The 25,895-nt window shown below is 69.3% G+C and carries 18 protein-coding genes; 3 read left to right on the top strand and 15 right to left on the bottom strand.

Annotated features, from left to right (window positions below):
• Positions 1-32: 32 nt before the first annotated feature.
• The 4 genes from OHB13_RS28190 to nrdR all read right to left on the bottom strand — a co-directional run bounded on the left by OHB13_RS28190 (position 33) and on the right by nrdR (position 5,172).
• Positions 33-692 carry a histidine phosphatase family protein gene (locus OHB13_RS28190; RefSeq protein WP_328378900.1) on the bottom strand — a complete coding sequence of 220 codons (660 nt, stop codon included), beginning with the start codon at positions 690-692 and terminating at the stop codon, positions 33-35.
• A gap of 52 nt (positions 693-744) precedes the next feature.
• Complete coding sequence (locus OHB13_RS28185) at positions 745-1,350, bottom strand: YdbC family protein (RefSeq protein WP_266852327.1); 606 nt, start codon at positions 1,348-1,350, stop codon at positions 745-747.
• 301 nt (positions 1,351-1,651) lie between these two features.
• Positions 1,652-4,534, bottom strand: coding sequence for a vitamin B12-dependent ribonucleotide reductase (locus OHB13_RS28180; RefSeq protein WP_328378899.1), 2,883 nt, complete (start codon positions 4,532-4,534; stop codon positions 1,652-1,654).
• A 125-nt stretch (positions 4,535-4,659) separates the two neighbouring features.
• Entirely contained in the window at positions 4,660-5,172 is a 513-nt protein-coding gene (gene nrdR / locus OHB13_RS28175; protein WP_266852331.1) for a transcriptional regulator NrdR, read from the bottom strand.
• 554 nt (positions 5,173-5,726) lie between these two features.
• Between nrdR and lexA the strand changes: the two genes are divergently transcribed.
• Positions 5,727-6,521 (top strand): transcriptional repressor LexA, encoded by a 795-nt coding sequence (gene lexA, locus OHB13_RS28170; protein WP_266852333.1) that lies wholly within the window; start codon positions 5,727-5,729, stop codon positions 6,519-6,521.
• 172 nt (positions 6,522-6,693) lie between these two features.
• Here the strand turns inward: lexA and OHB13_RS28165 are convergent, their stop codons facing one another.
• The 5 genes from OHB13_RS28165 to OHB13_RS28145 all read right to left on the bottom strand — a co-directional run bounded on the left by OHB13_RS28165 (position 6,694) and on the right by OHB13_RS28145 (position 14,991).
• Positions 6,694-8,664, bottom strand: a complete 1,971-nt coding sequence (locus OHB13_RS28165) for an ATP-dependent DNA helicase (RefSeq protein ID WP_328378898.1) — start codon at positions 8,662-8,664, stop codon at positions 6,694-6,696.
• 38 nt (positions 8,665-8,702) lie between these two features.
• Positions 8,703-10,508 carry an IucA/IucC family protein gene (locus tag OHB13_RS28160; protein WP_328378897.1) on the bottom strand — a complete coding sequence of 602 codons (1,806 nt, stop codon included), beginning with the start codon at positions 10,506-10,508 and terminating at the stop codon, positions 8,703-8,705.
• 270 nt (positions 10,509-10,778) lie between these two features.
• Positions 10,779-11,519, bottom strand: coding sequence for a GNAT family N-acetyltransferase (locus OHB13_RS28155; protein WP_328378896.1), 741 nt, complete (start codon positions 11,517-11,519; stop codon positions 10,779-10,781).
• 38 nt (positions 11,520-11,557) lie between these two features.
• Complete coding sequence (locus OHB13_RS28150) at positions 11,558-13,516, bottom strand: IucA/IucC family protein (RefSeq protein ID WP_328378895.1); 1,959 nt, start codon at positions 13,514-13,516, stop codon at positions 11,558-11,560.
• A 44-nt stretch (positions 13,517-13,560) separates the two neighbouring features.
• Positions 13,561-14,991 (bottom strand): diaminobutyrate--2-oxoglutarate transaminase family protein, encoded by a 1,431-nt coding sequence (locus OHB13_RS28145; RefSeq protein ID WP_328378894.1) that lies wholly within the window; start codon positions 14,989-14,991, stop codon positions 13,561-13,563.
• Between the two features lie 309 nt (positions 14,992-15,300).
• Between OHB13_RS28145 and OHB13_RS28140 the strand changes: the two genes are divergently transcribed.
• The gene (locus OHB13_RS28140) at positions 15,301-16,527 is read left to right on the top strand and encodes a trypsin-like serine peptidase (RefSeq protein WP_328378893.1); all 1,227 of its coding nucleotides are present in this window, start codon (positions 15,301-15,303) and stop codon (positions 16,525-16,527) included.
• 75 nt (positions 16,528-16,602) lie between these two features.
• On the top strand, positions 16,603-17,772 hold the full coding sequence (locus tag OHB13_RS28135; protein ID WP_328378892.1) for a trypsin-like serine peptidase: 1,170 nt from the start codon (positions 16,603-16,605) through the stop codon (positions 17,770-17,772).
• A 133-nt stretch (positions 17,773-17,905) separates the two neighbouring features.
• Here OHB13_RS28135 and hflX read toward each other — a convergent pair whose 3' ends face one another.
• The 6 genes from hflX to miaA form a co-directional block, all read right to left on the bottom strand.
• Positions 17,906-19,423 carry a GTPase HflX gene (gene hflX / locus OHB13_RS28130; protein WP_328378891.1) on the bottom strand — a complete coding sequence of 506 codons (1,518 nt, stop codon included), beginning with the start codon at positions 19,421-19,423 and terminating at the stop codon, positions 17,906-17,908.
• A 169-nt stretch (positions 19,424-19,592) separates the two neighbouring features.
• Entirely contained in the window at positions 19,593-21,050 is a 1,458-nt protein-coding gene (locus tag OHB13_RS28125; protein ID WP_328378890.1) for a M1 family metallopeptidase, read from the bottom strand.
• An 83-nt stretch (positions 21,051-21,133) separates the two neighbouring features.
• Positions 21,134-23,278, bottom strand: coding sequence for a RelA/SpoT family protein (locus tag OHB13_RS28120; RefSeq protein ID WP_328378889.1), 2,145 nt, complete (start codon positions 23,276-23,278; stop codon positions 21,134-21,136).
• 139 nt (positions 23,279-23,417) lie between these two features.
• Entirely contained in the window at positions 23,418-24,290 is an 873-nt protein-coding gene (gene dapF, locus OHB13_RS28115) for a diaminopimelate epimerase (RefSeq protein WP_266852352.1), read from the bottom strand.
• A 47-nt stretch (positions 24,291-24,337) separates the two neighbouring features.
• Complete coding sequence (locus OHB13_RS28110; protein ID WP_266852354.1) at positions 24,338-24,796, bottom strand: hypothetical protein; 459 nt, start codon at positions 24,794-24,796, stop codon at positions 24,338-24,340.
• 106 nt (positions 24,797-24,902) lie between these two features.
• Positions 24,903-25,841: a tRNA (adenosine(37)-N6)-dimethylallyltransferase MiaA gene (miaA, locus tag OHB13_RS28105; protein WP_328378888.1), complete on the bottom strand. Its 939-nt coding sequence runs from the start codon at positions 25,839-25,841 to the stop codon at positions 24,903-24,905.
• Between the last annotated feature and the right edge of the window lie 54 nt (positions 25,842-25,895).

The raw sequence follows: 25,895 nt of genomic DNA, 5'->3' as shown, positions 1-25,895 counted from the left end.
TCACCTCCACTCTAACCGGTGACGCCGTACCGTTAACCGGTGACGCCGTACGGTTCCGGAACGCGCCAGTGGTCGAACGGCCGGTCCAGCGTGTACTTGCCGTCCTCGCCCAGCACCAGCGTCCGCGACTCCCCGTTCCCCGGGTTGGACAGCGCCTCGAACTCCGCGACCGACCAGTGGAACCAGCGCATACAGAAGAGCCGCATCGTCAAGCCGTGCGTGACCAGCAGGACGTTCGGCGGATGGTCAGGAGCCTCGAAGCTCCGGTGGAGGCTCTCCAGGAACGAGCCGACGCGATCGTAGACATCGGCCCCGGACTCCCCCTGCGCGAACCGGTAGAAGAAGTGGCCGTAGGCGTCCCGGTACGCCTTCTGCAGACGCACGTCGTCGCGGTCCTGCCAGTTCCCCCAGTCCTGTTCACGCAGCCGGGGCTCTTCCCTGACCCGTACCTGTTCCGGATCGAGACCGAAGGCCCGTAAGGTCTCGTGGGTACGGCGGTAGGGCGAGACATAGGTGCTCACCTGTTCCCGGCCGAAGAGTTCCCGCAGCCGCGCCCCGGTCGCCTCCGCCTGGCGCTGCCCGCCCGGGGTGAGCTTCAGCGCGTGGTCGGGTTCGCGTTCGTACACCGTGTCATCAGCGTTGCCCTCCGACTCCCCGTGCCGGACAAGAACGATGCGTTGTGGTCGAGCCATGCCAAAACACTAGATCGGATCGCCGTCGAGTGCGCCGACGCCCCTCATGCGGCTATACGGTCCAGGACGGTTCCAGCTGTACGACGTCCCCCGCCAGCGCCGCCACGTCCGCGTCGGTCTGGGCACGCAGCGACAGCCGCTCGATCCGCTCCGGCCGGTATTTCCCGCGCTCGGCCGCGGACTGCCACATCGAGAGGACGAGGAACTCGTCCCCGGGCGCCTCTCCGAACATTCCGCGCAGCATCCCGGGCGACCCCGCCATCGCGGGGTTCCAGACCTTCTCCTGCATCAGCGCGAAGTGCTCGGCCCGCTCGGGGTGCACACGGGAGTGCGCGACCCGGACCACGTCCGCATCGCCGAAGCGGGGTTCGAACCCTGTTCTCACATCGAAGCGGTACTCGAAGAGCTTGGCCTGCATGTCCTTGAACGTGCCCGCCTGGGCGGCAGCGAGCCGGTCGTGCGCCCGGGCCATGAACGAGTCGTAGAAGGGCCGGCTCTCCCAGAAGGCGAACACATGCGCCACACTCCGCCGACTGCGGCTCCAGCCGCCCCCCTGCCCCCGGAATCCCGGCTCACCCAGCAGCCCCGCCCACCTCCGCTGCCCCTGTTCGAACCCTCTGGGGTCTGTCACCGTGCAGCGAATCCACTTGACCAGCACCGCGCCATCGTACGGCCAGGAGAGTGACGCCGGGTCATGGTCCGGCGGAGCACATCCGGATCAGCTGCCGCAAACATCCGGGCTGTTTCCAATACCGATCACATAGTTGGGAAAACCGGTCAACCGGGCGACCGCAGCGGTCCGTTCACCTGCCCCAACCACTGCACACCACCGGTCCTGAGCACGGGAGCCGGAACAAGAAAAAGAGGGCGCCGACCAGTGGTCGGCGCCCTCTCCAGCGCGGTTCAGCGCCCTCGGCCATCGGTGCTCAGAGGCGCATCAGCCGCAATCGCAGCCCGTGTCAGCTGCAGCCGCTGGTCGAGCCGCACCCCTCGCAGAGGTAGCAGCTGCCCGCACGGCGCATCTTCGTACCGCAGGAGAAGCAGAGCGGCGCATCGGCGTTCAGGCCGAGCGTGATCTCCATCAGCTCGGTCGAGTTGTGCGCCTGCTTCGGAGCGGGCACCTCGGCGGCAGCCTCCGGCTGCGGTGCGGCCGCCTTCGGAGCCTCCACGTGGCGCGGTGCGGACTGGGACAGACCCTCCACATCCACATCGTCGTCGCCCGGCTCGTACGACCCGGTGTCCAGGTGGCGCTGACGCTCCGATGCCGAGTGGATGCCCAGCGCCGAGCGCGTCTCGAAGGGCAGGAAGTCGAGCGCCAGACGGCGGAAGATGTAGTCGACGATCGACTGCGCCATCCGTACGTCGGGGTCGTCCGTCATACCGGCCGGCTCGAAGCGCATGTTGGTGAACTTCGAGACGTACGTTTCGAGCGGAACGCCGTACTGCATACCGACCGAGACCGCGATCGAGAAGGCGTCCATCATGCCCGCGAGGGTCGACCCCTGCTTGGACATCTTCAGGAAGACCTCACCGAGACCGTCGTCCGGGTAGGAGTTGGCGGTCATGTACCCCTCGGCGCCGCCCACCGTGAAGGAGGTGGTGATGCCGGGGCGGCCCTTCGGCAGGCGCTTGCGGACCGGGCGGTACTCGATGACCTTCTCGGTCTTCGGCTCCGTCTTCTCGGCCTCGTCGGCGGACTTGGACTTGGCCGAGAGCGGCTGGCCGACCTTGGAGTTCTCGACGTAGACGGCAAGCGCCTTGGTACCGAGCTTCCAGCCCTGGAGGTAGATCTCCTCGACGTCCTCGACCGTGCTGGACGCCGGCATGTTGACCGTTTTGGAGATGGCACCGGAGAGGAACGGCTGGGCGGCCGCCATCATCCGTACGTGGCCCATGGGCGCGATGGAACGCTCGCCCATGGCGCAGTCGAAGACCGAGTAGTGCTCCGTCTTGAGGCCGGGGGCGTCGACGACATTGCCGTGGTCGGCGATGTGGGCGACGATCGCCTCGACCTGCTCCGGCTGGTACCCGAGACGCTTGAGGGCCTTGGGGACCGTGTTGTTCACGATCTGCATCGATCCGCCGCCGACGAGCTTCTTGAACTTGACCAGGGCCAGGTCCGGCTCGACGCCCGTGGTGTCGCAGTCCATCATCAGGCCGATGGTGCCGGTCGGTGCGAGCACCGACGCCTGCGCATTGCGGAAACCGTTCTTCTCACCGAGGCGCAGGACGTCCTGCCAGGCCTCCGTGGCCGCGGCCCAGACCGGGCTGTCCAGGTCGTCGGTGCGCGTGGCCGACGCGTTGGCGTCCGCGTGCTGCTTCATGACGCGCTTGTGGGCGTCGGCGTTGCGGGCGTAGCCGTCGTACGGGCCGACGACCGCGGCGAGCTCGGCGGAGCGCTTGTACGAGGTGCCGGTCATCAGCGAGGTGATGGAGCCGGCCAGGGCGCGGCCGCCGTCGCTGTCGTACGCGTGGCCGGTCGCCATGAGCAGCGCGCCGAGGTTGGCGTAGCCGATGCCCAGCTGGCGGAAGGCGCGGGTCGTCTCGCCGATCTTCTCGGTGGGGAAGTCGGCGAAGCAGATCGAGATGTCCATCGCGGTGATGACCAGCTCGACGACCTTGGCGAAGCGCTCGGCGTCGAACGACTGGTTGCCCTGGTCGTCGTCGCGCAGGAACTTCATGAGGTTGAGCGAGGCAAGGTTGCACGACGAGTTGTCCAGGTGCATGTACTCGCTGCACGGGTTGGACGCGGTGATCCGGCCCGTCTCGGGCGAGGTGTGCCACCGGTTGATGATGTCGTCGTACTGGATCCCGGGGTCGGCACAGACGTGCGCGGCCTCGGCCATCTTGCGGAAGAGCGCCTTGGCGTCGACCTTCTCGATGACCTCGCCGGTCATGCGCGAGCGCAGCCCGAACTGGGACCCGGCCTCGACCGCGTGCATGAACTCGTCGTTCACACGGACCGAGTTGTTGGCGTTCTGGTACTGGACGGACGTGATGTCGTCGCCGCCCAGGTCCATGTCGAAGCCCGCGTCGCGCAGGGCGCGGATCTTCTCCTCCTCCTTCACCTTGGTCTCGATGAAGGCCTCGACGTCCGGGTGGTCGACATCGAGGACGACCATCTTGGCCGCACGGCGGGTGGCGCCACCGGACTTGATCGTTCCTGCGGAGGCGTCGGCCCCGCGCATGAACGAGACCGGGCCGGACGCGTTGCCGCCGGAGGAGAGCAGCTCCTTGGAGGAGCGGATTCGGGAGAGGTTGAGACCGGCGCCCGAGCCGCCCTTGAAGATCATCCCCTCTTCCTTGTACCAGTCGAGGATGGACTCCATGGAGTCGTCGACCGAGAGGATGAAACAGGCGCTGACCTGCTGGGGCTGGGCCGTGCCCACGTTGAACCAGACCGGCGAGTTGAAGCTGAAGACCTGGTGCAGCAGCGCGTACGTGAGCTCGTGGTCGAAGAGCTCGGCGTCCTCCGGGGAGGCGAAGTAACCGTTCTCCTCGCCCGCCTTGCGGTACGTCCTCACCACACGGTCGATGAGCTGCTTGAGGCTGTTCTCGCGGTTGTCCGCGCCGACAGCGCCGCGGAAGTACTTGCTGGTGACGATGTTGACCGCGTTCACCGACCAGAAGTCGGGGAACTCGACGCCACGCTGCTCGAAGTTGACCGAGCCGTCGCGCCAGTTGGTCATGACGACATCACGGCGCTCCCAGACGACCTCGTCGTACGGATGCACGCCGGGAGTGGTGTGGATGCGCTCGCTGCGCAGCCCCTGCCGATTAGCAGCCGCCTTGGTCCCCTTCGCGCGGGAACCTCGTGCCGGGCCGCTCGCCGTCTCTGTCATGCCGCCTCCCATATGCGGGCTAAAACGCCCAAAAGTGCCCAGTTCTTCCCATGGCACTGTGTCTGTCTGACACCTGCGGGGCAGGAAGCACCGCAGGCAGGTCTGTGTCCGCCGGCCCCGGAGGGTCAGTCGGTGGCAGTGGCGGGCACGGGGGCCACAGGGGCCCCTCCGCACTCGCATCCCACTGCGGGGGGCTGCGCGTCGCGGAGTTCCGCGATGGCGGCCTCAAAGTCGTCGAGCGAATTGAATGCCCGATAGACGGACGCGAAGCGCAGGTACGCGACAAGGTCGAGTTCCTGCAACGGCCCGAGTATGGCCAGCCCGACGTCGTGAGTGGTCAGCTCGGCGCCCCCGGTGGCGCGCAGCGCCTCCTCGACCTGCTGGCCGAGTTTGGCGAGGGCGTCCTCGGTGACCGGCCGACCCTGGCACGCTTTCCGCACACCCGAGATGACCTTCGTACGGCTGAACGGTTCAGTCACTCCGCTGCGCTTGATGACCATCAGCGATGCTGTCTCCACCGTCGTGAAACGGCGGGAGCAGTCGGGGCACTGGCGGCGCCTGCGGATCGACGTGCCGTCGTCCGTCGTACGGCTGTCGACAACGCGGCTGTCAGGGTGCCTGCAGAAGGGGCAGTGCATGGGTTCCGAGCCTCCTTCGCAGTACGACCGAATAGCCTCGCCGGGCCCGGAACGAGCCCCTCGAAGCAGCACCAAGCATAGGCGATGACCCAGGGCGCGAAAGACCAGGGACCACAACTTCTGGGTGGCTGTTGCAATCCAACCACTAGATCTGGGGTTCAGCCCCGCTTTCACGGCAGAGCGTGTCGCGTTCGGCCGCGGAGGCCGTCCGGCTCGGAAGAGGCTACGGGAAGCGTATCGGTGGCCGGATCGGGGGCCACCCCACGGCCACCGGCAAGCGATGGACAGCAACAGACGCACGACGGGCGCCGACAGACCGGGGACTCGCCGCGGCACTCCGCAGCCGACCGCCCCCGCGGCGCGGAACGCAACCGGCGGACGGTACCGTAATCGACCGAATTGCCTTTCGGTCCCGGCCGCACTCATACACCCGACACCGCGCTCACGTGAAGGGTATTTTATTTTTTCACTCGAACGTGTGTTTGGCGCAACCTTTCGAAAGCCACTACCGTTGTCCAATCTAGGGAGAGAACATCTCGAGAGGGGCCGACGACGTGACCACGACCGCAGACACCGCCACCATCACCGCCCAGGACCGTTCGCAGAACCGACTCGAGCCGGTGCACACCATGAATGACGCAGCAACGGGCCCCGAGGGCCAGCTGCCCCCGCGCCCCGCACGCTCGCTGCCCGGACGGCCTCCCGGTATCCGGGCGGACAGTTCGGGGCTCACGGACCGGCAGCGGCGGGTGATCGAGGTGATCAGGGACTCCGTGCAGCGCCGTGGATACCCGCCCTCCATGCGCGAGATCGGTCAGGCGGTGGGGCTGTCCAGCACCTCGTCCGTCGCTCACCAGCTGATGGCCCTGGAGCGCAAGGGCTTCCTGCGCCGCGACCCGCACCGCCCCCGGGCCTACGAGGTCAGGGGCTCCGACCAGCCGAGCACCCAGACCACCGACACCACGGGCAAGCCCGCCGCGTCGTACGTCCCGCTGGTCGGCCGGATCGCCGCCGGTGGGCCGATCCTGGCTGAGGAGTCGGTCGAGGACGTCTTCCCCCTCCCCCGGCAGCTGGTCGGCGACGGCGAGCTCTTCGTCCTCAAGGTCGTCGGCGACTCGATGATCGAGGCCGCGATCTGTGACGGCGACTGGGTCACGGTGCGACGCCAGCCCGTCGCCGAGAACGGCGACATCGTGGCAGCCATGCTGGAGGGCGAGGCCACGGTCAAGCGCTTCAAGCGCGAGGACGGGCATGTGTGGCTGCTGCCGCACAATGCCGCCTACCAGCCGATCCCCGGCGACGAAGCCACGATCCTCGGCAAGGTAGTGGCTGTGCTCCGACGCGTGTGACTACCGCGTCGGCCCTGAACAGGGCTCCGGAACTTACTGCGCCGGTTCCGGGGCCCTGCTTGTTTTCCCGGCATTTTCCGCGCCCTGGTCTCGGCGCGTTTCTCCATGCTTCTTCCGTTTCACGCCCTGTGCCACCGCTTCTCGCTGCGGCGGCACAGGAGAGCATTCCCGGCTACTGACCGGCCTCCTTGGCCACAGCGTCGATCGCTGCCAGTGACCGGCGGATCTGGTTCCGGTCCGTGGTGAACCAGAAATCGGGCAGCGAAGCCCTCAGATAGCTTCCGTAGCGCGCGGTGGCCAGCCTCGGGTCCAGCACCGCGACGACACCACGGTCCCCCATGGCCCTGACCAGCCGGCCGGCGCCCTGGGCCATCAGCAGAGCGGCATGCGTCGCGGCAACGGCCATGAACCCATTGCCGCCGCCCTCCTCGACCGCTTTCTGTCGAGCGCTCATCAGCGGGTCGTCGGGGCGGGGGAAGGGGATCCGGTCCATCACCACCAGCTGACAGCTGGGTCCCGGAACATCGACCCCCTGCCAGAGGGACAGCGTCCCGAAGAGGCAGGTCTCGGGATCGGCCGCGAAATTCTTGATCAACTCACCGAGCGTCTCCTCGCCCTGGAGCAGCACCCGCCTGTCCTGCCTGCTGCGCAGCTCCTCAGCGGCTGCCTGGGCGGCACGCATGGAGGAGAACAGGCCGAGTGTGCGTCCGCCCGACGCCTCCACCAGTTCGGCGAGCTCGTCCAGCATGTCGGTACGCGATCCCTCCCGGCCCGGGGCCGAGAGGTGTTTGGCGACGTACAGGATGCCCTGCTTGGCATAGTCGAAGGGCGAGCCGACATCCAGGCCCTTCCACTGCGGGACGTCCTCCCCCTCGGTGCCCTCCGGTGAGAGTCCGAGTGAGGCACCGACCCCGTTGAAGTCACCCCCGAATTTGAGCGTCGCGGAGGTGAGAACGACCGAGCGGTCGGCGAAGAGCTTCTCCCGGAGGAGCCCCGAGACCGAGAGCGGCGCGACACGCAGAGAAGCGCCGAAACGGTCATGGCGCTCATACCAGACGACGTCGTAATCGGATCCGAGGGTGATCCGCTCGGTGACATCGTGGATGGACTCGACGGACGCCAGAGCCTGTTTCCGTACGACGTCCTCGTCCTGCACGGACTTGTCCCGGGTCGCACCGATGGCGGAGATGACCGTCCGGGCCGCGTCGCGCAGGGACATCAGCGCATATCCGAGGTCTTCGGGGATCTCTTCGAGCCGGCCCGGGAGCGCCAGCTCCATGACACGTTCAAAGGTCTCGGATGCGGTCTGGAGGGCGTCTGCCGCCTTCTCGTTGACAAGCTTCGCCGCCCGCCGCACCGCCCTGTTGACCTGGCCCGGAGTGAGCTCGCCCGTGGCCACGCCGGTGACCCGGGAGACCAGTTCATGAGCCTCGTCCACGATCAGCACCTCGTGCTGCGGCAGGACCGGTGCGCCCTCGATCGCGTCGATGGCGAGCAGGGCGTGGTTGGTCACGACGACATCAGCGAGCTTGGCCCGCTCACGGGCGGCCTCGGCGAAGCACTCGGCCCCGTAGGCGCATTTGCTCGCCCCCAGACACTCCCGGGAGGAGACGGAGATCTGGCCCCAGGCGCGGTCGGAGACGCCAGGAGTGAGATCGTCACGGTCGCCTGTCTCCGTCTCGTCCGCCCAGTCCCGCATACGCAGCAGGTCCTGGCCGAGCTTGCTGCTGGGGGCGGCCGTCTCGAACTGGTCGAACAGTCCGTCCTCCTCTTCCTGCGGTACGCCCTCATGGAGGCGGTGCAGACAGAGGTAGTTGGACCGCCCCTTCAGCATGGCGAACTGAGGGCGTCGCCGCAGCAGTGGCTGCAGGGCCTCGACGGTACGCGGGAGGTCTCGCTCGACGAGCTGCCGCTGGAGTGCGAGCGTCGCGGTGGCCACCACGACGCGCTCCCCATGAGCCAGCGCAGGGACGAGATACCCCAGCGACTTTCCGGTACCGGTGCCGGCCTGGACCAGCAGGTGGGCGTTTTCGTCAACGGCTTCGGCAACAGCCTCGGCCATGGTGACCTGGCCGGGCCGCTCCGTACCGCCCACAGCGGTGACGGCGGCGTGCAGGAGCTCGGGGAGGGAGGGCTTCGTCATAGCGGGACCACCCTACGGGGCAGCACTGACAATCGGGGTCACACCTCGTGCAGAGGGTTGGCGACCGTCCCGTGCACGGCGGCGTGCGGCCGGTTCGGGCGGTCGCGGTAGCCGTCGAGGTGGAGCCGGTTGCGGTTCAGACAGAGCCGCTCGATCCGCGGGGTGAGCAGGTCGAACGTCTCGTAGCGCTCCTTGAGCTCGGGGAACCGGGCTTGATGGCGGAGGATCTCGGCGCGCACCAGCCGCCAGAAATCCGCCTCCGGAAATCCTAGTTGATCTTCACAGAGCGGGGCGAGGTAACGGAACACACCGACGAAGAGCCCGGAGTGGATGAACTGCGTCAGGAAGGCCGGCTCCTCGGTCAGCAGCACGTCCCGCACGTCGGCGGGCATCGAGTCGTGCTCCGGCAAGGGCTCCGCGCTGACGTTGACGTCGTCGACGAAGTCCTTGATCGCGAGCCGCACGGGGACATCGTGGTCGTCGAATACGACGATGGCGTTCTCACCGTGTGGGGAGAAGACCGTTCCGTAGCGGTAGAGGAAGCGCAGCAGCGGGGGAAGCAGCGCGGCGAAGAGCCGCCCGAGCCAGGCGGCGGGCGCGAGTCCCGACCGGGCGACGAGCTCAGCCGTGAAGGAGCGTCCCTGGATGTCGGTGTGGAGCAGGGAGGCGAGCGTACGAGCCCCTTCGCCGGCGGCCAGCTGCACACCGAGCGGCTCGCGCCAGATGGCGCCGAGGAGTTCCCGGTACTGGTAGGGGACTTCCGGCAGGTGGTCGTACAGAGGGTGCTCGACCGCGACGGAGGCGACTTCGCCCAGCAGGATGACGCCGCACTCGTCGCGCAGGAACGCATCGCTGTCGCGCAGTCCCTGGACCCAGGCGGTCACGGCGGGCGCGGCGAGTGTCCGCTCAGTGGGGAGGCCGCGCCAGACCAGGGTGTTGAGGATCGACAGCGGCAGCTTCACCGTGTGCCGCTCGGGGTGTTCAAGGTTGAGGAAGGTCCGGATGGACTGTTGCGGCAGGCGTAGATCGGCATCGGCATGGAGCGGGATGATCTGGTGGTGGGCAATGGCGGGTGCGTAGAGCGGAAGGATCACTTCGTCCCACTGCCAGGGGTGCACGGGCAGGTAGAGATAGCCGTCCGGGTCCAGCCCGCGGGCCCTTAACTCGGCGGCGAAGGACTCCCGGACCGCGGTGTCGAGTTCGCGGCGGTAGAGCCGGTCGGGTGTCGCGAGGCCGGTGACACCCCGGTACTGGGCGAGGTCCGTGCTGACGGCGATCCACGGCAGCCGGGCGGGCCGGCGGGACTCGGGTGTCCAGCGGGCGGCGTCGGCCGCGGAGAATCCGATCCGGCCCTTGTTGAGAACGAGCCAGGGGTGGCCGGTCTGGTGCCCTTCCAGCCGCGCGTAGTCGAGTTCGGCGAGTTCGGCGGCGGGGAGCGCGGTGTGATCGATCCGGACATCGGCAGCGAGGGTGGTGGTGAGCTCGCGGACCAGGTGCCCGAGAGTCGCCCCGTCCAGAGCGAGCAGCCTGCGCGCCAGGACGAGGAAGCGGAGCGGGTCGCTGAACGGTTCGCCCTGGAGCGCGATGGTGCCCGGGTCGATGTGCCAGTGCCCGTAGGCGCCACGCCGGGCCCGGAAGGTCAGCGGCAGATCGTCGTCCAGGGTAAGCGTGTGACGGCCGCCGGTCCGTGCCACCGGCTCGATGATCTCTTCGTAGGCGAAGGCGCTGAGCATCTTGGCGAGAAGACGGCGGGCCGCACGGTGCCAGTCCTCGGGGTTCAGCTCGGCGGGAGCGAGCAGCGTCGGTTCTGCTTCGGAGTCGAAGCCAGCAGACGGGTTCAGCACGGGGACTCCTCGGGGTGGAACCGATTCGGGACGGGCGGTGTATCAAAAGCAGCAGGTCGTCAGGGGCAGGGATGGGCGGGCAGGAGATGTACGCAAGGGAGGCAGGGGCAAAGGAGGCAGGGGCAAGGAGTGAGGCAGTACGGGGTGCACATGTGCGGGGGCAGAAGCGAGAGGTCCAGAAGTGGCGCGAGGTCCAGAAGTAGGGGGTGTACAGGCAGTCGCACGGAGGTGGTCGCCACGGGGCGGTGGCAGGGGTGTCCGGATCGGGGTTCACATCAGGTCGCGGAAGGCGCGGTCGCGGACCATCAGCGCCGCGCGTTTGTCGGGGAGGTCGACTTCGGCCGAGTAGCGGAATCCCGCACCGAGAAAGGCCGAGACCGAGGGGGTGTTGCGCAGGTCCGGCTCAGCGACGACACGGGTGCAGTGGGGTCGGTTGTCCAGTACGAGGTCGGAGACGGCACGCAGCAGGGTGGTGCCGGTGCCGCGCCCCCGGTCGGCCACACCGCCGATCAGGAGGTGCAGACCGGTGTCGTGGGGGTGTGCCGGATAGTGCCGGGCCAGCGGATCGAGGTCGGCGCGGTAGATCTCCCAATAGCTCATGGGGGTGCCCTGGAGCACACCGAGGCAGGGGACGCTCCGGCCGTCACCGTCCAGTTGGGGGCGCAGATGAGCACGGGTGACCGACTCGGGGCCCGAAAGCTCCCAGAAGGCGGCGACGGCAGGGTCGTTCATCCAGTGGCTGAGGAGAGAGAGATCGCGTTCGATGTCCACGGGTACGAGTTGGAAGACACCGGCCGGGGTGGCGACCGGCTTCCAGGCGCCGGGGCTGTCCAGCAGGTCGCCGGCGGCGGAGCCGGGAGTCGCGGGCCACGGAGCCTGTGCCAGGTCTCCAGCGCGCAGCAGTGACAGCAGGTCCTCGGACAACTGCAGGTCAAGGGTGTCCTCGGACTCTTCGTCGGTCCGTGGGACAGGTCCTGTCCCGGTCTGGGCGCTCGCATCCGTGGAGGGCACAGCCACGCTCCTCATTCTCTGGTCAGCTATCGGTCGGGTCATGCCCCAGTGGGGTGAAGGGGGTTGGTGAGACGGACATAGACGGACTGGGTGTCGACCGGGCCGATGAGCTCGTCGAGCCCGTGGAGTCGGGTCAGCAGATTGGCCTTGGTACGCAGGACGGGGGTGTCGAGGAGTTGAGCAGGCAAAGGGGAGCCGAGTGCGGTGGCTCGGGTGAGGAACTGCCGGAAGGCAGCGAGCAGCAGCCGTTCGTCGGCCAGTCGTTGGGCGCCGAAGGCGCCGATCAGTCCGAATACGTTGTTGATGGCGAGGTAGTAGGCGAAGCGCTCATCGGTGACGTCGTCGGCAACGAAGGTGTCGCTGACGGCTCCGATCCCGGGGAGGCGCTTCTCCAGCTCGGCACGGTGGGACTCCCGGAAGTAGTAGCCCTGGTTGTCGCGGTACCGGCCGCCGACGGGCCAGCCGCCGGGGCCGAGGATGACGATGGTGTTCTGCTGATGTGCTTCGAGGGCGATGCCGGCGGTGCCGTCCAACCACAGCACCGGGCGTACGACGTGGTCGAGATAGCGCAGGAACCACTCGGTGGCGACAGCTCCGGTGGACCGCCCGGTCCTGGCCGCGAGTGCGGTCACGATGTCGGCGAGACGCGAGCGCATGGCTCCGCCGCCGGGGCGGGGATGGATCGCGGTGAGACCTGCGATGCAGACGGCGTCGTCGGTGGCACTGAACGGATTGTGGCGCAGGACGACATCGAAGCCGGGAAGCGGTTCGCCGTCAGGCGTGTTCACGCCCAGCCAGGCCGGGTCACGGACGATACCGAAACCGGGGTGGGCTGCCTGCCATGCACCACCGAGACCACTCCGCAGGACCCGGTGGACCTCCACGCCGCGGTGGAGTTCCTTGCGGAGGTTCTCCCGGCGGGAGTTGGTGATGCGGACCCCGAGGGACAGCTTGAGCATCGCTTCGCCGCCCGGCCGGTGGACGGTGCGTACGGAGGAGGTGGGATACCAGCGGTCGCCGTACGGACCGAGGTCGTGCAGCAGCCCCGCGTCGAGAAGGGCGGCGACCGCGGGGCGGTGGGCCAGGTCCCGGGCCTGCCAGGGATGGAGCGGCAGAAGGGCTGTGTTGCCGGGGTGCTGGACGGCACCCGCGAAGCGGGCGGTGAGCCGGTCGGCGGGCAGCGTGCGTCCCCCCTCCGTCCACGCCGAGTCCTGCGCGAGTACGGAGTGGTCGACGGCCATCCAGTGCAGAGCGAACGAGCCGTGCAACTCCGGCGAGTACAGCCGGATTTCGGCGTCCGAGAGTCCCTCCCGGCTCTTCGGGGTGGGGTGCAACGGGTGACCGAGCAGGAGAGACTGCTCGGCGGTCAGGAAGAGGTCCGCCTCACTGGACGGCTCGGGGCTGCGACGACGCTCCGAAATGAAGGCGGCGGTCCGGTGTACCGAATCGGCGACCCTGCCGACCAACTCTGTGCTGTCGCTCTGGCCCGCCTCCCGGCCGAGGAGGGCGGCGACGGTGACGGCGTCGGCACGTGGCGCGCCGATCGATCCGCCTTCGAGCACCGGTTTGCCGAACCGGTGCCAGCCGGTGGCCGACGAGTACAGGACCGGGACGAGCAGCGCGATGCCGCTGGCGTTCAGGGGGATGCGCAGTGTGGGCCCGGTGGGCGCGGACAGGTTGGTCTCCCGGACCCAGCAGCGCAGCAGGTTCTCGACGGCCGCAGCTTCGGCTGCCGTCGTGGGGTCCGATACATCGACGGGGTCTTCGAAGAGGCCCGGTGCAGGGTGCCCGTCCGGGGTACGGTCCGCCGTCATCTGGCGCGGCACCGTCTCGGGGCCGGCCGAGAGCGAGCCGGTCGACACCGGGCCGACGGTGAGGGAGTCGGCCCGCAGCGGCTGGGCCGGGAGCGAGTGGGCCGGGAGCGGGCCTGCTGTACGGCTGCTGGGGACGGCGGAGTCACCGGTCTCGGGGGCGTCAGGGTCGGGCGTGGGGTTCACAGGGTGCTTCCTTGCGCGGCCGGGGGAAATTGGGGGGGGTGGCTTCAATGCGGGCGATGGGTCTCATGACGGCTGCGGATGGCGCGTTCGGCGGCGGACAGGGCGTCGGCCAGCCGGTCCAGAACTGCCTCCGCCTGTTCGTCGGTGAGGGTGAGTGGAGGCAGCAGACTCACAACGCTTGTGTGGCGGCCGCCGAGTTCGACAATGAGTCCCCTGGCCAGACACTCCCGCTGTACGGCGGCCGCGAGTACGGGGTCAGCCGGCGCGGGGCCGGCGGCACCCGTCTCCCGGGCATCCGCAGCAACTGTGGCTTCGGCAGATTCGGCGGCTTCCGGGTCGACGAGTTCCAGGCCGATCATCAGGCCCCGGCCGCGTACGTCGCCGATGGCCGGGTGGTCGGCGGCCAGGCCCCGCAGCCTGCGGATCATGCGCGCGCCCAGGTCGGCCGCCCTCTCGGCGAGCCGGTTCTCACGGACATGGGCGAGGGTTGCGGCGCCCGCGGCCATGGCGAGCTGATTGCCGCGGAAGGTACCCACGTGGGCTCCGGGCTCCCAGCAGTCCAGATCCGACCGGTAGACGATGACAGCGAGCGGGAGGGAACCCCCGATGGCCTTGGACATCACCATCACGTCGGGAACGATCCCGCTGTGCTCCACCGCCCAGAAGGCACCGGTGCGGCCGACGCCGGTCTGCACCTCGTCCGCGATGAGTGGAATGGACCGGTCGGCGGTGATCTTCCGCATACGGCGCATCCAGCTGTCCGGTCCGGGGATCACCCCGCCCTCACCCTGCACCGGTTCGAGGATCATCCCGGCCGACGGGACCACCCCGCTCTTCGGGTCATCGAGAAGGGTCTCGGTCCAGTTACCGGCCAGCTCCTGGCTTCGGGCGCCGCCGACCCCGAACGGGCAGCGGTAGTCCTGCGGATACGGCAGCCGGGTCACCCGTACATCGGGGGCGCCGCCGGACGCTGTCGGTTCCCCGGCCGTCATTGCCCCTGCTGTCATGCCATGGTCGGCGCCGGTGAACGCGAGGATTCCGCTGCGCCCGGTGGCGGTGCGGACGAGTTCGAGGGCCGCTTCGACCGCGTCCGTACCGGTCGGCCCGCAGAACTGCACGCGTGCGTGGTCGGCGAATTGTCGCGGCAGCGTCTCGAACAGCTCGGTGGTGAACGCGTCCTTGACCGGCGTGGCGAGATCCGGGACATGCAGGGGAGCACCCGAATCGATCACCTTCCTGATCGCTTCGAGGACCACCGGGTGGTTGTGTCCGAGCGCCAGAGTCCCCGCCCCCGACAGGCAGTCGAGATACCGCCGTCCGTCCGCGCCCTCGATAGTGAGCCCGCGCGCGCGTACCGGCACGATCGGCAGCGACCGCGCGTAGGTTCGGGCTGCGGATTCACGCATCGACTGGCGGCGCAGGATCCCCTCGTGCGCTGTTGTCGCCGCCGACGGTGCGATTTCGGTCACGGCCACTGCTGTTGGTCCTCCCGCTGTACGGATCGGCCGGCACGCCCCTCGTCCCACGACCGTCGCCCCCGGCACTGAACGCAGCCCAAAAGCCCCCATCCGTACCAACGATGAAGTCGCCTCGGGATCACGGGTAAGTCGGAAGATCCTTGCGGGGACGGAACCGCTGCCCTGCCTTATGCCGTCCACATCGGCACCGGCATAGTGGGGCCCGCACTTTGGTTCCGATCAGTTCCACAGCTCCAGTTCCAGTTCCGCAGTTCCGCACCACAGCGCCGAAATCCGTTATTCCGGAGTCCCAGGGGGAATCACCACATGCGACCGCTACGCCCGACTTCCACCGAACGCCGCAGGGGGCGCACGTCCCGGCGAACCGTCCCCGTCATGGCCGCTGTTGGCCTCACGGCGGCGCTCGCCCTCACCGCGACCGGCTGCGGTCCCGGCAACGACAACGCCAGTGACAAGCCGGCCGCCACCGCCCCGTCCTCGTCGTCCTCGGACGGCAAGGTCGTCATACCGGACAACGTCAAGGGCGCGCTGAAGAAGCACGGCATCGACCTGGACAAGTGGAAGCACGGCGAGTGGAAGAACTGGAACAAGGACAAGTGGCTGCGTGAGGCGCAGGACTTCGTCAACCCGGTCATCTCCGGGCTCTGGGACCCGTCCAGGATGCGGCACGCGTCCAAGCCCCCGGAGAAGCCGGTCGACAACGACATCTCCGGTGACAAGGGGGTGACCGACCCGACCCCGGCGCCGGTGACCGCGCAGGGCGTGAGCGCCCCTTACCACCAGAGCATTCCGGAGGCGGGCAAGGTCTTCTTCGACAGCCCCGAAGGGTCGATGGTCTGCTCGGCGACGGTCGTGGAGGACCCCGCGCACCCAGGGAAGTCCAACCTGGTGTGGACCGCGGGCCACTGTGTGCACGCCGGGAAGAAGGGCGGCTGGTACCGGAACATCGCCTTTGTCCCCTCGTACAACGACAGTGGCGAGTCCGCCGCCCAGTTGCAGAACGCCAAGAAGGACGAAGTCGCTCCGTACGGCGTCTTCTGGGCGGACTGGGCCCAGACCTCCGAGCAGTGGATCAACGACGGCGGCCCCACCGGCGGTCAGGGTGCCCCGTACGACTTCGCGGTCCTGCACGTCACTCCGGAGAAGGGCAGCACCAAGTCCCTTGAGGAGACGGTCGGAGGCGCGCTCCCGGTCAACTTCAACGCGCCCGCGGTACCGAAGATCCCGAGCCTGACGGCGACCGGCTACCCGGCGGCGCCCCCCTTCGACGGCCAGAAGCTGTTCCAGTGCTCCGACCGTCCGGGCCGTCTCTCGCTCTCCGCGGCCGACCCGACGATGTACCGCGTCGGCTGCACCATGACCGGCGGATCCTCCGGCGGCGGCTGGATAGCCAAGGGCGCCGACGGCAAGCCCGCGCTGGTGTCCAACACCTCCATCGGCCCGGTGACCGCAGGCTGGCTGGCCGGTCCGCGCCTCGGCAAGGTGGCCAAGGGCGTCTACGACTCGGTCAGCAAGAAGTACGCAGCCCAGTAGGCGCGGTTCTTGCCTCTCAGACGGCTGTCCCGCGGACAGCGACAACGATCACGCTCCATCAGGGGGAACAGCTCCATGCGATCCATCCGTCCGATACTGACCGCCACCGGAGTGGCCGCCGCCCTGGCGCTGACGGCCACCGCGTGTGGCGGCGGTGACGACAAGGCTGCCGCTCCGGCCGCCGACAAGTCCGCGGCATCCGCGGCGTCCGGCGCCGAAGCCGCGGCCGGTGTGACCGACGCCCTCAAGCGCCACGGAGTCGACCTGGCGAAGTGGAAGAGCGGTCAGTGGAAGAACTGGAACAAGGACAAGTGGCTCCGTGATGCCAAGGACTTCGCCAATCCGGTGATCAAGGGGCTGTGGAAGCCCGACCGGATGGCGACGGCCAAGGACCCGCAGAAGACCATGGCCTACGGCGACAGTTCGGGCAACCAGAACGGGTCGGACCCGGCGCCCGCTCCGGTGAAGGCCCAGGAGGAGAAGCACCCGTACCACCGGTACGCGGCGCCTGTCGGGAAAGTCTTCTTCGACTCCCCCGAGGGCTCCATGGTCTGCTCGGGCACGGTCGTCAAGGACCCGAAGCACCCGGGCAAGTCCAATCTGGTGTGGACCGCGGGCCACTGCGTCCACGCGGGCGGCAAGGGCGGCTGGTACCGGAACATCATGTTCGTGCCGTCGTACAACGACCAGGGCGAGTCGATCGCCCAACTGCGGAGCGCACCGCCGCAGGAAGTCGCCCCGTACGGCAAATACTGGGCCGACTGGGCCATGACGTCCAGCGCGTGGATCAAGGACGGGGGCCCCACGGGCGGGCAGGGCGCGGCGTACGACTACGCCCTGCTCCATGTGAAGCCGGAGAACGGGGGCAAGTCCCTCGAAGAGACCGTCGGCAACGCGCTGACCGTCGACTTCAATGCCCCCGCGGCCAAGAACATCCCCTCGATGGGCGCCTGGGGATACCCGGCCGCGCCACCGTTCGACGGTCAGCTGATGAACAAGTGCGTCGACCGGCCGGGGCAGCTGTCCGTCAATCCCAGCGCGCCGGCGATGTGGCGCATCGGCTGCACCATGACCGGCGGTTCGTCCGGTGGCGGCTGGTTCATCTCGGGCCCGGACGGCAAGTCGGAGCTGGTCTCCAACACCTCGATCGGCCCGGTCACCTCCGGCTGGCTGGCGGGGCCGCGGCTCGGCCAGGGTGCGCAGCAGCTCTACCGGGCGATGAGCGACCGGTACGCGAACCAGTAGCGCGGCAGGCCGGTGTGATCCCACCGGCGTTGCATCGGCAACGGCCGAGGCCCGTCCTCTCACCGGTGAGAGGACGGGCCTCGGCCGTTGCGCAAGGAGGCCGTTGCGCCAGAAAGCTGTCGCGCTGTCGGCGTCAGGGCGCCACGAGTACGTACGGCGCCAGATCGGCGGCCAGTTCCTCGTGCACCAGTGCCTTGAGGAGAGTGCCCTCCGGGGTGTGCTCCTCGGAGATCACTTCACCGTCGGAGTGCGCACGGGCGACGAGCTGTCCGTGCGTGTACGGCACGAGCACCTCCACCGACACCTGCGGCCGGGGCAGCTGCTCGTCGATCAGCGCGAGCAGTTCGACAATGCCCTGCCCCGAGCGGGCCGACACAGCGATCGCGCGGCGCTCGATACGCAGCAGCCGCTGCAGGACCAGCGGATCGGCCGCGTCCGCCTTGTTGATCACTACGATCTCCGGGACGTCAGTGGCTCCGACCTCCCGGATCACCTCGCGTACGGCGGCGAGCTGCTCCTCCGGAGCCGGGTGCGAGCCGTCCACGACGTGCAGGATCAGGTCGGACTCGCCGACCTCCTCCATGGTGGAGCGGAACGCCTCGACCAGGTGGTGCGGCAGATGCCGGACGAACCCGACGGTGTCCGCCAGCGTGTAGAGACGACCGCTGGGTGTCTCGGCCTTGCGCACGGTCGGGTCCAGGGTGGCGAACAGGGAGTTCTCCACCAGCACCCCCGCGCCCGTCAGCCGGTTCAGCAGCGAGGACTTGCCCGCGTTGGTGTAACCGGCGATGGCGACCGACGGCACCTTGTGGCGCTTGCGCTCCTGCCGCTTGATGTCGCGCCCGGTCTTCATCTCCACGATCTCCCGGCGCATCTTCGCCATCTTCTCGCGGATCCGGCGCCGGTCCGTCTCGATCTTGGTCTCACCGGGACCACGCGTAGCCATTCCGCCGCCGCCACCCGTACCGGCGCCGCCCATCTGCCGGGAGAGCGACTGTCCCCAGCCGCGCAGCCTCGGCAGCATGTACTGCATCTGCGCGAGCGCGACCTGCGCCTTGCCCTCCCGGGACTTGGCGTGCTGGGCGAAGATGTCCAGGATCAGCGCCGTGCGGTCGACGACCTTGACCTTGACGACGTCCTCAAGGTGGATCAGCTGGCCCGGGCTGAGCTCACCGTCACAGACCACGGTGTCCGCACCGGATTCGAGCACGATGTCGCGCAGCTCCTGTGCCTTGCCCGACCCGATGTAGGTGGCCGGGTCCGGCTTGTCGCGGCGCTGGACCACACCGTCGAGGACGAGCGCGCCCGCGGTCTCGGCGAGGGCCGCCAGCTCGGCGAGGGAGTTCTCCGCGTCCTGCGCGGTGCCCGAGGTCCAGACCCCGACCAGCACCACACGCTCCAGACGCAGCTGCCGGTACTCGACCTCTGTGACGTCTTCGAGTTCGGTGGAGAGACCGGCCACCCGCCGGAGCGCCGCGCGCTCCGAGCGGTCGTACTGGTCACCGTCCCGCTCACCGTCGATCGAGTGGCTCCAGGCGACGTCCTCTTCCATCAGGGCATCGGCCCGAAGGCTCTCGTTGAAGCTCTGCGCTTCCGGCTCGTGCGCTTCCTGCTGGTGCGCGTCCTGGGAAGGGGAAGAAGAGGAGGGCATTGGATCCTTACGTCGAGCGGATAGAAAGATTCGTTCGTCAGTCACAACGCGTGACGGTCGCCGATGATTCCCGGAGGATCCCCGGATGATTCCGAGAGGCCGCCCTGGTCCGGCAGCGCCGCCGACGCGTCGATAGTGACACGGTGCGCTCAGGCTCGTCACCCGGGTTTCAGCCCTTGTGCGCCTGCGGGGGCTTGGCGCTCCGCCAGTCGGGGTGGCCGGGCATGGGCGGGGTCTTCTTCCCGTACAGCCAGCCCTGGAAGAATCCGGAGAGATCGCGCCCGGCGATCTGCGAAGCCAGCGCGGCGAAGTCGGCGCTGGTGGCCGACCTGTCGCGGTAACGGCTCACCCAGCTGTGTTCGAGCACCGAGAAGGCCACCGCCCCGATCTCCTGGCGCAGCGCGTAGAGCACGAGCGCACTGCCGTCGTAGACCACCGGCCGGAAGATGCTGATCTTCTGCCCGTGCACCGGGGGTTTGGGTGCCGCCGGGGGGCCGCCCGCCGCCCGCCAGCCGTCGGACTGGCGGTAGGCGTCGCGCATCCGGGTGGCCAGCGGATTCCCGTGGTGCTCGTCCGCGTAGAGCGCCTCGTACCAGGTGGCGTGGCCCTCGTTGAGCCAGAGGTCGGACCAGCTGTGCGGTGAGACGCTGTCGCCGAACCACTGGTGGGCGAGCTCGTGGACCATGACCGAGTCGACGTACCACTCGGGAAAGGAGCCCCCGGTGAACAGCCGCCGCTCGAAGAGGGACAGGGTCTGGGTCTCCAGCTCGAAGCCGGTGTCCGTGTCGGCGATGAGGACCCCGTACGTCTCGAAGGGGTAGCGCCCGGCCTTCGACTCCATCCAGGCCAGCTGGGCGGGTGTCTTCCGCAGCCAGGGCTCCAGCTCCTTCCGCTCGGCCGCCGGTACGACGTCGCGGACCGGCAGTCCGTGCGGTCCGGTCCGGTGGATCACGGCCGAGTCCCCGATCGACACCTGGGCCAGTTCGGTGGCCATGGGGTGGCGGGTCCGATAGGTCCAGGTGGTGCGGCCGGCGCGGGTCGTCCGGGGGCCGGGCAGGCCGTTGGCGACGACGGTCAGCTTCTGCGGGGCGGTGATCCGGAAGGTGAAGAAGGCCTTGTCGGAGGGGTGGTCGTTGCAGGGGAAGACCCGGTGGGCGGCGTCCGCCTGGTTGGCCATGGCCAGGCCGTCGGGGGTCCTGATCCAGCCGCCGTCGGCGGCGCCCCGCGGGTCGCTGGTGTGCCGCACAGTGATCCGGAGCGGGCTTCCGGCGCGTACGGCGCGGTGCGGGGTCACGACCAGGTCCTCGTCGGCGGTGGCGAACCGGGCGGGCTCGCCGTTCACCTCCACCGAGTGCACGGTGCCGCGCGCGAAGTCGAGGTTGATGCGCCGCAGTGACGCGGTGGCCCTGGCGTCGATGCTGGTCACGGCCTCCAGCGGGGTGGTGTTGCTGCCGGGATAGGTGAGGCCGATGTTGTACGAGAGGACGTCGTACCCAGGGTTGCCCAGGTGTGGGAAGAGCGGATCGCCGATGCCGAGAGGGACGGGGGCGGGCAGCGTGGCGGCGACGAGGGCCGCCGATGCGGTCGCGAGCAGGACGCCTCGCGAGCGCCGGGAGATGAACAGCATGGACTACGGCTACCAGCCCGTGCCGCGCGCGCCCCGGCGCAGCGCGCCGGGCCACCCGAACGTGTGGTCAGCCGGTCGTGCGGTCAGGCAGTGGCCGGATGCTGGGCGCGGCTCACGTCGTAGACACCCGGCACGTCCCGCATGGTGCGCATCAGGGCGGGAAGCCCGGCGGCGTCCGGGAGTTGCAGGGTGTAGGTGTGGCGTACGCGTTGCTCGGACGGCGGTTCCACAGTGGCCGAGACGACCGCGACACCTGCCGTGGCGATGGCCTCGGTGAGGTCGGCGAAGAGCTGCGGCCGTCCGAACGCCTCGGCGACCAGTGTGACCCTGCAGTCGCCTGTGGCACCCCAGTTGACCTCGACGGGGGGCCGTCCCAGGGACAGCATCCGGGTCACCGAAGGGCATCCCTCGCGGTGGACGGTGACGGCGCCGCCGCGCACGGCGAATCCGGTGACGGCGTCGGGCGGCACCGGTGTGCAGCAGCCCGCCAGCCGTACCGTCGCGTTCGGCACGCCCACGACGGCTCCGGCGGCCGCCCTGCGCATCGCCCCGCCGGTCACCGAGGCGCTGGGCCGGGGGGCCGCCGCCGGTACCGCCGCCCCCTCCGGATGGGCGTCGAGCCAGCCGGTGATCGCGATCCGCGCGCCGGCGGTGCGCACATGGCCGAGCCAGTCGGGCGAGGGTCCGGACGCGGTGTCCCCGGCGAGCAGCAGCTGGACGGTGTCGCCGTCGCTGAGCACCGTACTGAGGGTCGTCAGACGTCCATTGACGCGTGCGCCGATGCAGGAGTGCGCCTTCTCGCCGTGCTGCGCGTAGGCCGCGTCCACACAGCTCGCTCCCGCGGGCAGGCCGAGGGTGCCGCCGTCGGCCCGGAAGACGGTGATCTCCCGGTCCTGGGCGAGGTCGGCGCGGAGTGTGGACCAGAACGTGTCCGGGTCGGGCGCCGATTCCTGCCATTCGAGGAGCCTGGAGAGCCAGCCGGGGCGACTGGGGTCGGCGCGTCCGCCGTCCGCGGTGCCGGCGGCGGCGTTCGCGATGGTGGCGGCGGAGTGCGGGCCGTCGAGCGGTACGTACGGATTGCCGAGCGCGACCACGCCCGCCTCGGCGACCTTGTGCATCAGGTGGGTGCGGATGAGGACTTCGGCGACGTCCCCGCCCGCACTGGCGACGGCCGTGTGCAGCGACTGGTAGAGGTTGAACTTGGGCGAGGCGATGAAGTCCTTGAACTCGGAGATCACCGGCGTGAAACAGGTGTGCAGCTCGCCCAGTACGCCGTAGCAGTCCGCGTCTTCACCGACGAGCACCAGGAGCCGGCCGAAGTCGGTGGGACACAGCTCGCCGCGTTTCATCCTGACCCGGTGGACGGAGACGAAGTGGCGTGGCCTGATGAGGACTTCGGCGGCGATCCCCGCCTCCCTCAGCACCCTTCTGACGTCCTCGGCGATGGTGACGAGCGGGTCGGCGGTGGCGTCCTGCGCGGCGATGAGGGCACGCGTGATCTCGTACTCCTCCGGGTTCAGGATCGCGAAGACCAGGTCCTCCAGCTCGGTCTTGAGCGCCTGCACACCGAGTCGTTCGGCCAGCGGGATCAGCACATCGCGGGTGACCTTGGCGATCCTCGCCTGCTTCTCGGGGCGCATCACGCCGAGCGTGCGCATGTTGTGCAGCCGGTCGGCGAGTTTGATCGACATGACCCGGACGTCGTCGCCGGTGGCCACGAGCATCTTGCGGAAGGTCTCCGGCTCGGCGGCCGCCCCGTAGTCGACCTTCTCCAGTTTGGTCACGCCATCGACCAGATAGCAGACCTCGTCGCCGAACCCCTCCCGTACCTGATCGAGCGTCACCTCGGTGTCCTCGACCGTGTCGTGGAGGAGCGAAGCGGTCAACGTCGTGGTCTCGGCGCCCAGTTCGGCGAGGATCAGGGTCACCGCGAGCGGGTGTGTGATGTAGGGCTCGCCGCTCTTGCGCATCTGGCCGCGGTGGGACGTTTCAGCAAGGACGTACGCCCGCCGCAGCACGGCGAGATCGGCATCCGGGAAGTGCGCCCGGTGGGCCTCGGCGACATGGCCGATGGCATCGGGCAGACCACCGCGCGACGCGGGCCCGAACAGTGCGGCACGGCCCAGTCTGCGCAGATCGATTCTGGCGCGACCGCGTCTGCGGCCCGGGTTGTCCACCGGACGGATCTCCGGGGACGCACCGTTGGGGCTGGCGGCCTCTGCACTCATGGCACCTCCGGCAGTGTCGACCGGCGGTGGACTGGCTGCGACTGGGCGCTCCGGGCCGGTGCTTGATGCTACCGAGCCCACCACGCGGTACCCGCCCGCTCCCGCCCAGCGTGAAACGGATCACCCATTCGAGCGAAGTCTAGGAGAGGGCCGTTTCCCGGAACGAGGCGTCGATCGTGCCCTCGGCGACGATCACCGCGGCGCCCGTCATCTCGATCTCGCCGTCCGGCAGCTCGGTGATCACCAGCCGTCCGCCGGGGAGGTCCACGGTGTATGTCACGGGCTCGCCGGTGAGCGCCGGGTCGGTGCCGTCCCTGCGGGCCGCCGCGACGGCCACGGCGCAAGCGCCGGTACCGCAGGACCGGGTCTCGCCGGAGCCGCGCTCGTGCACCCGCATGGCTACGTGGCGTTCACCGCGGTCCACGACGAACTCGACGTTGACACCGTCCGGATAGACGGACGCGGGGGCGAACTGCGGTACGGAGAGCAGGGCTCCGGCTTCCGCCAGATCGTCGACGAAGGCGACCGCGTGCGGATTGCCCATGTTCACGTTCAGCGCGGGCCAGGCCCGGTCGCCGACCGTGACGGTCACCCCGTCCGCGGGAAGCACGGCCCGGCCCATCGAGACGGTGATGTCGCCGTTCTTGGCCAGGTGGGCCCGCTTCACTCCGCCACGCGTCGCGATGGCCAGGTCTCCGGCGCCCACCAGGCCGGCGCGCTGGAGGTGGCGGGCGAAGACGCGAACGCCGTTCCCGCACATCTCGGCGGTGGAGCCGTCGCCGTTGCGGTAGTCCATGAACCACTCGGCCTCGCCGGCCATCGCCCGCGCCTCCGGGTGCGCCGCGGACCGCACGACGTGCAGCAGACCGTCGCCGCCGATGCCCGCCCGGCGGTCGCACAGCACGGCGACCGCGGATGCGGGCAGGTCGATGACGTTGTCCGGGTCGGGGATGATCACGAAGTCGTTCTCGGTCCCGTGGCCCTTGAGGAAGGCGATCTGCGAGGTGGTCACCCTGCCATCGTACGAGGCGGCCGCCGGTTCGGGCGGATGGGTGCGGCTCAGCGCAGCCGGGCCACGCGCCCCACGGCGAGCGCCACGATCACGCAGAACGCCAGGACGTACAGGCCGGCGATCCGCCAGTCCGGGCGCGCCCCCGAGCCTCTGGCGGGCAGCCCCGGCCAGGTGTAGCCGACGCGGCGGGCGGCCATCATGCCCCAGCCGGCGGCGCAGCAGCTGATCAGCAGACCGAGCATGGCGACCACCGGGCCGCCGTCACCGAACTCGAAGGCGAGCGGGAAGGCGAACATCAGCGATCCGACAGCGGCCAGCACCACGATCGGGGCGAGCTGCCAGATGCGGAGCCTGCGCTGCGGCCGCAGTTCGACCTCGACCTCGGGGGCCACCTCGGGGATGTCCAGCGCATCGGGTCCGTCGGGGCTGAGCCGCGGGGCGTCGGGGTGTTCCGGGGCGCCGCCGCGATCTCCGTCGCGTTCGCTGTCGCGAGGGCCGGCCTCCATCGCCACACGCCCTCCCCACTCGGACTCCACTGTCGATCGCAGATTGATGATGGCACGGCCCCCGGCCGCGAACTGACGGGCTGAGCGTCCCGATGCCATCACGTGATCAGGCTGTGACCGCCCGTTCGACCAAGGCCAGCGCCTGCCCTGGAAGTTCCTTCCGGTCGGCGGCCGCACCGCTGAGCCAGTGCACCCGCGGGTCACGTCGGAACCATGAATCCTGGCGGCGCGCGAAGCGTTTCGTGGCGCGTACGGTCTCGGTGCGCGCCTCGTCGTCGGTGCACTCCCCCGCGAGCGCCGCGAGCACCTGCTGGTACCCGAGGGCGCGCGATGCGGTGCGCCCCTCACGGAGCCCCCGGGCCTCAAGAGTGCGGACCTCGTCCACCAGGCCGGCGTCCCACATCCGGTCGACGCGCACGGCGATGCGCTCGTCCAGCTCCGGGCGGGCGACGTCGACGCCGATCTGCACGGTGTCGTAGACCGGGTCGGGGCCCGGCAGATTGGCGGTGAAGGGCTTTCCGGTGATCTCGATGACCTCCAGGGCCCGGACGATCCTGCGGCCGTTGCTGGGCAGGATCGCCACGGCGGCCTCCGGGTCGGCGGCGGCCAGCCGTTCGTGGAGTGCTCCGGGGCCGTACTGCTCCAGCTCGTCCTCGAACCGCGCCCGTACGCCGGGGTCGGTGCCGGGGAACTCCAGCGCGTCGATGGCTCCGCGGACGTAGAGCCCGGAGCCCCCCACCAGGACCGGTGTGCGGCCGGCGGCGAGGAGCCGGTCGATCTCGGCGCGGGCGAGCCGCTGGTACTCGGCGACGCTGGCCGCCTCGGTCACGCTCCAGATGTCGAGGAGGTGGTGCGGAACGCCGCCGCGCTCTTCGAGCGTCAGCTTGGCGGTTCCGATATCCATCCCTTCATAGAGCTGCATGGAGTCGGCGTTGACGACTTCGCCGCCGAAATGCCGGGCGATGGTGACGCCCAGATCGGACTTTCCGGCCGCGGTGGGACCGACGACGGCGATGACCCGCGCTGCGGGAGCTGCACTTCTCACCGCCTCAGTCTCGCAAACCCGGGGGCTTGTCCCCGAATGAGTTACGTGACGGCC

It is taken from the genome of Streptomyces sp. NBC_00440 (genome assembly GCF_036014215.1).
In the GTDB taxonomy this organism is placed as follows: domain Bacteria; phylum Actinomycetota; class Actinomycetes; order Streptomycetales; family Streptomycetaceae; genus Streptomyces.
The sequence above is the reverse complement of the archived record's forward strand: the minus strand, read 5'-3'. Positions and strand labels throughout refer to the sequence as shown.

Bases quoted from the DNA above. Each gene is read 5' to 3' on its own strand.
- OHB13_RS28140 (WP_328378893.1), top strand. From the start codon at position 15,301: ATGCGACCGCTACGCCCGACTTCCACCGAACGCCGCAGGGGGCGCACG.
- OHB13_RS28165 (WP_328378898.1), bottom strand. From the start codon at position 8,664: ATGACGAAGCCCTCCCTCCCCGAGCTCCTGCACGCCGCCGTCACCGCT.
- OHB13_RS28120 (WP_328378889.1), bottom strand. From the start codon at position 23,278: ATGAGTGCAGAGGCCGCCAGCCCCAACGGTGCGTCCCCGGAGATCCGT.
- OHB13_RS28190 (WP_328378900.1), bottom strand. From the start codon at position 692: ATGGCTCGACCACAACGCATCGTTCTTGTCCGGCACGGGGAGTCGGAG.
- OHB13_RS28180 (WP_328378899.1), bottom strand. From the start codon at position 4,534: ATGACAGAGACGGCGAGCGGCCCGGCACGAGGTTCCCGCGCGAAGGGG.
- nrdR (WP_266852331.1), bottom strand. From the start codon at position 5,172: ATGCACTGCCCCTTCTGCAGGCACCCTGACAGCCGCGTTGTCGACAGC.
- OHB13_RS28125 (WP_328378890.1), bottom strand. From the start codon at position 21,050: ATGCTGTTCATCTCCCGGCGCTCGCGAGGCGTCCTGCTCGCGACCGCA.
- OHB13_RS28135 (WP_328378892.1), top strand. From the start codon at position 16,603: ATGCGATCCATCCGTCCGATACTGACCGCCACCGGAGTGGCCGCCGCC.
- hflX (WP_328378891.1), bottom strand. From the start codon at position 19,423: ATGCCCTCCTCTTCTTCCCCTTCCCAGGACGCGCACCAGCAGGAAGCG.
- OHB13_RS28110 (WP_266852354.1), bottom strand. From the start codon at position 24,796: ATGGAGGCCGGCCCTCGCGACAGCGAACGCGACGGAGATCGCGGCGGC.